Consider the following 7,621-nt stretch of genomic DNA (forward strand, 5'->3'; position numbering starts at 1 on the left):
TTGTGCTAATGCCGTTTTTTTGTGGCTATGACATTTATTGTCTAAGTAAGAAGACTGGGAGGTCTTAATAATGAAGCATCTGAAAGTGGGTTACAGTCCGCTCGCAGAACAATACTTTGACTTGGCGATCGGCCGGGAAAAAGTATGTCTCGACAATACGGACTTCACCGATGTTGCGGTAGCTGTTATCACAGATCAGGAAATGGACTACCTCGACAACGTGAAAGCAACGGGATTCAACATTCCGGTAATTGCCGTATTGACCGAAGGCAAAGCGCTCGACTTGAAATACATGGGCCAAATTGACCATGTCATCGACGCGGCGAACACGGACACCAAACGCGGTTACTACAGCCGCCAGGTTGAACAGGCTGCAGCGGCGTACGAAGAAGACGTATTACCGCCGTTCTTCCGTTCGTTGGCTGACTATGTGGCAGCCGGCAAATCGCAGTTTGACTGCCCGGGCCATCAGGGTGGTATGTTCTACCGTAAAATGCCCGCAGGCCGTGCTTTCTTTGATTTCTTTGGCGAAAACGTATTCCGCGCCGACCTTTGCAACGCCGACGTTAAGTTGGGCGACCTCTTGATTCATGAAGGTCCGGCTTTGGATGCGCAGCAGCACGCAGCGCAGGTCTACAATGCGGACAAAACGTACTTCGTTTTGAACGGTACGTCCTCCTCCAATAAAGTCGTATTGAACGCTTTGCTCGCCCCCGGCGACTTGGTTCTCTATGACCGCAACAACCACAAATCGATCAACCACGGCGCTTTGGTTCAGGCCGGCGCAACTCCGGTATACCTGGAAACCGCGCGTAACCCGTTCGGTTTCATCGGCGGTATCCTGGAAGGCTGCTTCGATGAGAAGAAACTCCGCGAACTCGCTGCCGAAATGGATCCGAAAAAAGCGAAAGAAAAACGTCCGTTCCGTCTGGCGGTTATCCAGCTCGGTACTTACGACGGCACGATCTACAACGCGAAACAGGTCATTGAAAAGATCGGTCACCTCTGCGACTACATTCTCTTTGACTCCGCTTGGGTAGGTTACGAACAGTTCATTCCGATGATGCGCGACTGCAGTCCGATGCTCTTGGAACTCGGTCCGGATGATCCGGGTATCTTCGTAACCCAATCTGTCCACAAACAACAGGCCGGCTTCTCGCAGACCTCGCAGATCCACAAAAAAGACAGCCATATCAAAGGTCAGGATCGTTACTGCCCGCATAAACGCTTGAACAACGCGTTCATGATGCATGCGTCGACCTCGCCGTTCTATCCGATGTTCGCGTCCTTGGACGTTAACGCGAAAATGGCTGACGGCGAAGCAGGCAAACGCCTTTGGGTCGAAGCCGTTAAACTCGGTATCGAAACCCGTAAAGCGATTTTGCGCAGCTGCAAAATGATCAAACCGTTCGTTCCGCCGACAGTCAACGGCAAACCGTGGGAAGACGGCGACACCGAAGACATGGCGAGCAACCTGGACTACTTCCGTTTCGTTCCGGGTGAACGTTGGCACTCCTTCGACGGTTACGGCGAAGGCCAGTACTTCGTCGATCCGATGAAACTGCAGTTGACCACACCGGGTATTAACGCGCAGGACGGCACCTATGAAGACTTCGGTATTCATGCCAACATTCTCGCGAACTACCTCCGTGAAAACAACATCATTCCGGAAAAATGCGACTTGAACTCGATTCTGTTCCTCTTGACGCCGGCGGAAACGCAGACCAAGATGCAGAACCTCGTAGCGCAAATCGCTCGCTTCGAACGTTTGATCGAAGAAGATGCGCCGATGCAGGACGTATTGCCGACCATTTACTACAACAATATCGACAAATACAAAGGTTACACGATTCGTCGTCTCTGCCAGGAAATGCAGGACTTCTACAAAGAACGTAACGTGAAAGAACTGCAGAAACGTTTGTTCCTGAAAGACTACTTCCCGGAATATGTCAATACGCCGTATAAAGCGAACCTCGAATTTGTTCGCAACCATGGTGAATTGGTACCGGTTGACGAAATCGAAGGCCGCATCGCTCTCGAAGGTGCGTTGCCGTACCCGCCGGGAGTTCTGACGGTCGTTCCGGGTGAACGTTGGAGCGCTACCGCGCAGAAATACTTCCTCGCGCTGAACGAAGGCATCAACCAGTTGCCGGGCTTCGCGCCGGAAATCCAGGGCGTATACCTGGAAACCGAAGACGGTAAGAAACGTGCTTACGGTTATGTATTGAAGAAAGAATACGAAGAAGAATTCGCGAAAGCGTAATTCGATCGTATTTGTAAAACCTGCTTTCAGACACGGTGTGCCGGGCGGACTCGGCACACCGTAATGGAAGGCGGGTATTGAGGAGAGTGCTTTTATAATGGCAGATAGCTCACAAAATAAAATGAGCGTTGTCCAGCTGACAATTTTGACAGCGGTCAACATGATGGGGTCCGGTATTATTATGTTACCGACCAAGCTTGCGCAAGTAGGCACCATGTCCATTTTGAGCTGGGTCGTGACAGCGGTCGGTTCGATGTGCTTGGCGTATGCGTTTGCTAAATGTGGTATGTACACCCGCCGTGGCGGCGGTATGGGCGGCTACGCTGAATATACGTTCGGCAAAGCCGGTTCCTTTATGGCGAACTACACCTACGGTGTATCGCTCTTGATTGCCAACATCGCGATTGCGATTTCGGCCGTTGGTTACGCGCAGGAATTTATGGAAGTGCAGTTGTCTTCCGTAGCCGTTGGCATGTGGACGATCGCAACACTTTGGTTGGCGACAGTCATGAACTTCGGCGGCGCGAAATACACCGGCCGCGTTTCTTCGGTTACCGTTTGGGGCGTTATTATCCCGGTACTCGGCATTTCCGTTCTCGGTTGGTTCTGGTTCAGCCCGTCGACCTATACGGAAGCTTGGAACCCGCACAACGTGCAATTCTTTGATGGTTTAACACAGTCGATCGCGATGACATTGTGGGCCTTCCTCGGCATGGAATCGGCAAGCGCCAACTCCGAAGCCGTTGAAAACCCGGAAAAGAACGTGCCGATCGCTTGCTTAGGCGGTACGTTGGGCGCAGCTATCATTTACATCTTGTCCACCAACGTTATGGCCGGTATCGTTCCGAACGCGGAACTCGCGATGTCTTCGGCGCCGTTCGGCTTGGCATTCGCGACGATGTTCACCCCGATGGTAGGTAAAATCGTCATGGGTCTCATGGTAATGTCCTGCTTCGGTTCGCTCTTGGGTTGGCAGTTCACGATCGCTCAGGTATTCAAAACCTCGTCGGACGAAGGCTACTTCCCGAAACTGTTCAGCAAAGTTACTTCTTATGGCGCACCGATCGTCGGCATGATCACGATCACCGTCATTCAGTCGCTCCTGTCGTTAATGACGATCAGCGACGCGCTGTATGAACAGTTTGAAACGCTGGTTAACTTGGCGGTTGTTACGAACATCATCCCGTACCTGCTCTCGATGGCGGCTCTGGTCGTTATTCAGAAAGCGGCGGGTCATTACAGCGGAACGACCACCTTCGTCGCGCTCCTCGGTTCGTTGTACAGCTTCTATGCGCTGTATTCTTCGGGCTTCGACTCGATGACTTACGGTTCGCTCGTTACCTTCTTCGGTTGGACGCTCTACGGCTTCGTTTCGGAACGTTTCGACCTGATGGATTCCATTTACTGGAACCGTGAAGAAGATAAACGTACGGGTCGTGTCGATGCGGAAGCGCAGAAACTCTATGCGGCGAGCCAAGCCAAATTGGATAGCGAAGCGCATGTATCGCATGAATATGATCCGGCGATGAAAAGCGAAACTAAATAATGAATAAAGAAAAGAAGTCGCGTGAGCGGCTTCTTTTTTTGTATGTAAAAATTTGGTTTTTATCGCATCGTGAATCGAAAATACTTCATCGTCAGCGCGAATTCGCAAGCCGATAAAAAGTCGCACGCGGCGATATCCTCCTCATTGTTTTATCTCATAATTTGTTATAATAACAACAAAGAGGTAGATCATGCGAGAAGAACGTCAAAACCGTCTTATCAAAAAACGCAATATCGTTTTGATCGGCTCCATGGGCACGGGGAAAAGCCATGTCGGGCGGATGCTGGCGCGTGAATTGGGCTGGCAGTTCATTGACACGGATCGCTTTTTGGAACGCGAACGCGGCATGTCGCTGGCGGAACTCGGCGCGACGCTCGGCGCGGACGCGTTGCGACAGGCGGAAGCCGCGGTCATTGAGCGCGTACGCCGTTACCATCAGGTGATCATCGCAGTCGGCGGCAACTTCGTGTTGGAAGAGGACATGTTTGAACGTCTGCGCGAATACGGCGTAGTCGTTTTGTTGTACGCCAAAACATTTCGTATCATTGAGCGCGTAGCCCGTAAGCAAGGCAAGCGACCGACCATCGACTACGATAATTTGGCCGATTGCGTCGCCGACTTAAATCGCGCCTGGTACGGCTGGCACGAACGCGCTGACTGGTCGGTGAATACCACGTACCGGACACCGACGCGATTGGCGTACACGATCGGTCGTTACCTGCATCAGGCGCCGTTCCGTTTTCTGACGCGGCGCGGTCAAGAGCGACACAAAACGAGACGAAAGGGGTATAGTTATGGCAAGAAAAGTAGCCGTTCTGACCAGTGGCGGCGACGCGCCCGGCATGAACGCCGCGGTTCGGGCGGTCGTTCGGGCGGCGATTTATAGAGATTGGAACGTCGTCGGGATTCGGCGCGGCTATGCGGGACTGTTGGAAGAAGATTACCTGCCGTTATTCCGTCGTTCCGTCGGCGGCATCATTCACCGCGGCGGCACGATGCTGCGCACGGCGCGCTGCCCTGAATTTAAAGAACTGATCCATCAAAAACACGCGCTGGATTTTTTGGAACGTATTCATGTCGACGGCCTGATCGTCATCGGCGGCGACGGCTCGTTACAGGGTGCCGCGTCATTATCCGCGCAAGGCTTGCCGACCGTGACCATACCCGCGACCATTGACAACGACATGGCGGGCACGGAAGAAACCATCGGTTTCGATACCGCCGTCAATACGATCGTGCATGCGGTGAACGCCATTCGCGACACCGCTTTTTCGCATGAGCGGATCGCCGTCATCGAGGTCATGGGACGTTCCCGCGGCCATTTGGCATTGACGGCCGCGGCGGCGTGCGGCGCGGAGGCGGTACTCGTGCCGGAACTTCCCGTCAGCATGGACGCTCTTGTCGAGCGTTTGCAAACCTGCCGCTACAACGGCAAGCATGACGGCATCGTCATTGTCGCCGAAGGAGCGGCCAAAGGCGCGGATGTGGCGCAAGCTATCAGCGACCGCACCACCTTTGAACCGTCCGTCACCGTGCTCGGATATATTCAGCGCGGCGGCGCGCCGAGCGCGCATGACAGCATCTTGTCCAGCCGTTTGGGCGCGGCGGCCGTCACCGCCTTGGAAGGAAACGATACCGCGCATCTGATCGCCAGTCGCGCGCAGAATATCGTGGCCGTTCCCTACGCAGAATTATCACAAACTAAACGGGAGCTGGATATGGAATTGTACCAGCTTGTCCATGAATTGAGTATGTAAAAGAATCGAGAGAACATGAAAAAAATAAACGCTGTTCCCGTCGCGCTCGGTCGCGACTACCCGATCACCATTCATGATCTGGGCAGTCACGGCGAGGGCGTCGGTCGTTATGAAGGATTTACCGTATTCGTTGCCGGCGCTTTGCCCGGCGAAACCGTGCGGGCGACCATCCTTACACTGAAAAAGAAATACGCCGTCGGCGATTTGCGTGAAATCATCACCGCGTCACCCGATCGCGTCACGCCGCCGGAAGGTTACTATCCCGAAGTCGGGATCTATCCGCTGGTCACATGGGATTATGAAGCGCAGCTGCGCTGGAAACGCGCGCGCGTCGCGCACTTGCTGACGCATATCGGCGGCATCGATGTCGCCGTCGAACCCGTCATCGGCATGGCGGATCCTTTCCATTATCGAAATAAAATTCAAGTCCCCGTCGGCTTGCGCGACGGTCGTCCCGCGATCGGCTTTTATGAACGCCAAAGCCACGATATTGTCGATATGACCACTTGTCTCTTGCAGGATCCCGCGACCAATCGTTTGCTCGCCGCCGTGCGCAAAATCCGCGCGGAACTCGCGACCGAACCCTATGACGAACGCACCGGCACCGGCGTACTGCGGCATGTTGTTGGCCGCACCGGCGAAGGCGGCAAAGTAATGGCGATCCTTGTCACCGCCACGCGCGAATTGCCGGACAAGGAACGTTGGATCGAACGCTTACGCGAAGAAGTGCCTGAACTCGTATCGCTCTACCAAAATATTCAAAAAGAACGCACCAACGTCATTTTAGGTAAAACCATGAAACACTTGTGGGGGCATGAAGTGCTCGCCGCGACCATCGGCGATTTGCGCTTCGCCTTGTCGCCGGGCTCATTCTTTCAGGTGAATCCCGTACAGACGCGCGTCCTCTATGAAACAGCTCTGCAAGCGGCGCGGCTCACCGGGCAAGAAACCGTCATTGACGCCTACTGCGGCACCGGCACCATCTCGCTCTTTCTCGCGCGCCAAGCGCAGCGCGTCATCGGCGTCGAAAAATTCGCTCCCGCCGTCAAAGACGCTCGCAACAACGCCCGCTTAAACGGTTTGGAAAACGCGTCATTCATCGCCGGCGATACCGCGGAAATTTTACCCCAACTCGCTGCGCAGGGCGTCACGCCCGATGTCATCGTCATGGATCCGGCGCGCGCCGGCTGCGATGAAAAAGTACTCGCGACCGTTGCCGACTGGCAACCGAGCCGCATCGTCTACGTCTCCTGCAACCCCGCCACCTTGGCGCGTGACGCGGCGTACCTCGCCACCCGCGGCTATGCCGTCACGTATGTGCAACCCGTCGACATGTTCCCGCACACCACGCACATCGAAGTAATTGCGTTACTTTCCAAACTTGATTCAAAGAAATATATTAGTGTAGAACTTCCGATGGATCATATGGACTTAACAAGTGCTGAGAGTAAGGCTACATATAAACAAATTCAAAACTATGTTTTTGAAAAGTTTGGATTTAAAGTGTCTAATTTGTATATAGCACAAGTAAAAGAAAAGTATGGAATTAAAGAAAGAGAAAACTATAACAAATCTAAAAATGAGGATTCAAAACAACCAATTTGTCCAGCAGAAAAAGAAGAAGCAATAAAAGATGCATTTAGGCATTTTAAGATGTTGTAATATTAAAACAATAGGGGGCATAGACAGTGGCTAATATTGAAAGTATTAAACAAAAAATACTACAACTGGATGCAGGTTCATTTCAAAATCTTTGTGATTCTTATTTATATAAAACTGGCTATCCGAGTATAGTATCTCTTGGTGGAGAAGCAGGTACACGAAAGACTACTTTAGGCACACCTGATACTTATTTTATTGCATCAAATGGAAAGTATGTTTTTGTTGAATACACAACTCAAGGGACAAACTTATTTGCAAAAATTAGGGATGACCTTGAAAAATGTCTTGATACAGCAAAGACAGGTGTTCCGCATGACAAAATCTCTGAAATTATTTATCAGAACGCGAGCTCGAGCGCAACCTTCGTGGACGTTCGGGAAAGCACGAAAGATC

At 52.4% G+C, this 7,621-nt stretch carries 6 protein-coding genes; all 6 read left to right on the top strand.

The annotated features are described in order from the left end of the window. Positions 1-70 precede the first annotated feature (70 nt). Positions 71-2,263: an ornithine decarboxylase gene (locus tag RDN69_RS05255; RefSeq protein WP_288218325.1), complete on the top strand. Its 2,193-nt coding sequence runs from the start codon at positions 71-73 to the stop codon at positions 2,261-2,263. Positions 2,264-2,360: 97 nt separating this feature from the next. After that, positions 2,361-3,809 carry a putrescine-ornithine antiporter gene (potE, locus tag RDN69_RS05260; protein WP_288218326.1) on the top strand — a complete coding sequence of 483 codons (1,449 nt, stop codon included), beginning with the start codon at positions 2,361-2,363 and terminating at the stop codon, positions 3,807-3,809. 190 nt (positions 3,810-3,999) lie between these two features. Continuing rightward, a complete protein-coding gene (locus RDN69_RS05265; RefSeq protein WP_052098693.1) occupies positions 4,000-4,695 on the top strand; it encodes a shikimate kinase in 696 nt (231 codons plus the stop codon). Next, the gene (locus RDN69_RS05270; protein WP_288218327.1) at positions 4,604-5,566 is read left to right on the top strand and encodes an ATP-dependent 6-phosphofructokinase; all 963 of its coding nucleotides are present in this window, start codon (positions 4,604-4,606) and stop codon (positions 5,564-5,566) included. The genes RDN69_RS05265 and RDN69_RS05270 overlap by 92 nt, the downstream gene beginning before the upstream one ends. Positions 5,567-5,581: 15 nt before the next feature. Then, positions 5,582-7,228 (top strand): 23S rRNA (uracil(1939)-C(5))-methyltransferase RlmD, encoded by a 1,647-nt coding sequence (rlmD, locus tag RDN69_RS05275; RefSeq protein WP_288218328.1) that lies wholly within the window; start codon positions 5,582-5,584, stop codon positions 7,226-7,228. A 26-nt stretch (positions 7,229-7,254) separates the two neighbouring features. Beyond that, the coding region (locus tag RDN69_RS05280; RefSeq protein WP_288218329.1) for a hypothetical protein at positions 7,255-7,621 on the top strand (367 nt) is incomplete at its 3' end.

It is taken from the genome of uncultured Negativicoccus sp. (assembly GCF_902480485.1).
GTDB lineage: Bacteria > Bacillota > Negativicutes > Veillonellales > Negativicoccaceae > Negativicoccus > Negativicoccus succinicivorans.

Coding starts and splice junctions, on each gene's coding strand:
- rlmD (WP_288218328.1), top strand. CDS start 5,582: ATGAAAAAAATAAACGCTGTTCCCGTCGCGCTCGGTCGCGACTACCCG.
- RDN69_RS05265 (WP_052098693.1), top strand. CDS start 4,000: ATGCGAGAAGAACGTCAAAACCGTCTTATCAAAAAACGCAATATCGTT.
- RDN69_RS05255 (WP_288218325.1), top strand. CDS start 71: ATGAAGCATCTGAAAGTGGGTTACAGTCCGCTCGCAGAACAATACTTT.
- potE (WP_288218326.1), top strand. CDS start 2,361: ATGGCAGATAGCTCACAAAATAAAATGAGCGTTGTCCAGCTGACAATT.
- RDN69_RS05270 (WP_288218327.1), top strand. CDS start 4,604: ATGGCAAGAAAAGTAGCCGTTCTGACCAGTGGCGGCGACGCGCCCGGC.